The organism is Burkholderia sp. Ac-20379, assembly GCF_017104645.1.
GTDB lineage: Bacteria > Pseudomonadota > Gammaproteobacteria > Burkholderiales > Burkholderiaceae > Burkholderia.
On sequence record NZ_JAAGPF010000597.1, the window covers coordinates 1 to 2,378 of the forward strand.

At 68.9% G+C, this 2,378-nt stretch carries 1 protein-coding gene and 1 pseudogene; both read right to left on the minus strand.

Annotated elements, in window-relative coordinates:
- A partial coding sequence (locus G3N92_RS33085) for a secretin N-terminal domain-containing protein (protein ID WP_241015182.1) occupies positions 1–2,019 on the minus strand: 2,019 nt, incomplete at its 3' end.
- 25 nt (positions 2,020–2,044) lie between these two features.
- Positions 2,045–2,378, minus strand: a pseudogene (locus G3N92_RS33090) (hypothetical protein); the annotation flags it as partial.

Sequence of the window (2,378 nt, forward strand, 5' to 3'; positions counted from 1 at the left end):
CGCGCCGTAGGCGCTGCCCGCTCCGGCGCCGGCCACCGATCCCGCACTGCCCGCGCCGAAGCGCGAAGCCGCCCCGCCCGCCGTGCCGCCCGAACCGGCCGTCGGCACCGCCAGCCCGTTCGACTGGATCATGCTGCGCAGGTTGGTCTCGGTGCCCGACGTGAAGTACGCCTGATCGGCGTCGGGCCGGCGGATGTTGCGGATCAGGTGCGGCGTGATCGCCAGCACGATCTCGGTGTTCTTGGCCTGATCGTCGGTCGCGCCGAACAGCCGCCCGAGGATCGGCAACTGGCCGATACCGGGCACCTTGTTGCCCGAAGTGCGCTCCTCGTTGTCGATCAGGCCGGCGAGCACGTCGGTCTCGCCGTTCTTCAACTGCAGCACGGTGCTCGCGGTGCGCGTGCCGATCTGGTACGCGGCGGTGCCGGTGGTGCTCTGGATCGCGTTGCCAAGGCTGCTGACCTCCAGCGCGAGCTTGATGCCGACGGTGTCGTCGAGGTAGACGGTCGGCTCGACATTCAACGTCAGGCCGATGTCGAGATAGTTGACCGACGACGACAGGAAACCGGTGGAGGTGGCCGTCGACGTGAAGTTCGGCACGCGCTCGCCGATCAGGATCTTGGCCTTCTCGTGGTTGCGCACGCGGATGCGCGGGTTGGTCAACAGCTTGACGGTGGAATCCTGCACGTTGGCGTTGGCGGTGGCCTGCAGCGACGACAGGCCGAGCGTGCGCACCGTCTGGTGCAGCAGGTCGTTCATGGTCAGCGCCGGCGTGTTGGCGCCGGAGCCGGTGCCGAGGCCGCCGTAGCTGCCGATGCCGTACGGGTAATACGGCGTGGTGCTGGTCGTGGTCTGCCCCGTGACCGGCGCGATCACGCTGCCGAGCGGCAGCGGCGTGACGTTCACCGAACCGGGCCAGGCCACGCCGAGGTTCAGCTCGTTGTTGTGCTGCACTTCGAGCACCTCCACCTCGAGCATCACTTCCGGCTCGGGCACGTCCTCCAGCGACACGAGCCGCTCGGCCATGCGGATCGCGTCGGGCGTGTCGCGCACGATCACCATGTTGAGCTTCTCGTCGGCCACTACGTCGCGGATCTTCAGGATCGTCTTCAGCGTGTTGGCGATGGTCTTCGCCTCGGTGTTCGACAGGAAGAACGTGCGGACCGCCAGCTCCTGGTAATCCTTGATCTTGGCCGCCGTGTTCGGATAGATCAGCACGGTGTTCTCGTCGAGCACCTGCTGCGCGAGGCCGTTGGTGGCCAGCACGTAGCGCACGGTCGCGTCGATCGTGCTGTTCTTCAGGAAGATCGTGGTGCGCTGGTCGGTCTTCACGTCGCGGTCGAACAGGAAGTTCATGCCCGAGCTGTGCGAGATCACGTCGAAGATCTGCTTGAGCGGCGCGTCGCGGAAATCGATCTGGATCGGCTTGCGGTACGCCGCCGCGAGCGCGGCCTCGACGCGCGCCGAGCCGGTTTCGGCGGCCAGCCGGCGCTGCAGGTCGAGCGCGCGCGCGTTGCCGGGCGCCTCCGTCAGCACCGAATCGAGCAGGCGGCGCGCGTCGTCCGGCTGGTGCCGCATGAACAGCGCCTCGGCGCGGCTCAGCGCGATGTTGATGCGCGCGTCGGCGTCGAGCCGCGCGATGCCGGCCGCCGCGCGCTCGTTGCCGGCGTTCAGCGCCAGCGCGTGCTGGTACGACTTGCGCGCGTCCTCGCGCGAGCCGGCCGCGGCGAGCCGATCGCCGGCCTCCACCAGATCGTCGACGGCCTTCTCGCGCTCGGCCAGCCAGGTCTTGCGGTATTCGGCGTCCTCCGGCTCGGCCTTCGACGCTTCCTTGTACTTGGCGATGCCGGCGTCCACCTTGCCGGCCGCGGTCAGCTTCTGGCCGTCGCGATAGGCCTGCTGGGCCGCGCACGCGCCGAGCAGCACCGACAGCGCGACCACCAGCATGCCGCGCCGCAGCGCGATCGCGACGGTGCGCGGCGCGGGCGGGCGGATTCGATTCGGAGAGGGCTTGCGCAACGGTTCGTTCCTCATGGCGCGCGGATCAGTCGGCACTGCCGATATCCAGCGTCTGGACAAGTTTCTGGGGCAGATAGACGAGCGTCAGGTTCGGTGGCGCGATCGAATCGACCTTGTAGACGCCGTCGATCACCATCTGGTCGTGCACGATCAGCGTGTCGTCGCCGCGCGCGAGATACACCTCCCAATGCCCGGCCGATTTCTGTTTGCCGAGATACGCGAACGGCATCGCCGGCGTGTTCGGCAGCGGCGGGACGTCGGCCTGCGCCGGCGCGGCCGACGGCAGCGGCGGGGCCAGCATCAGCGTGTTGAACAGCGCGTGCGCGCCGGCCTCGCCCGGCGCGGCGCGCGGGCGGATC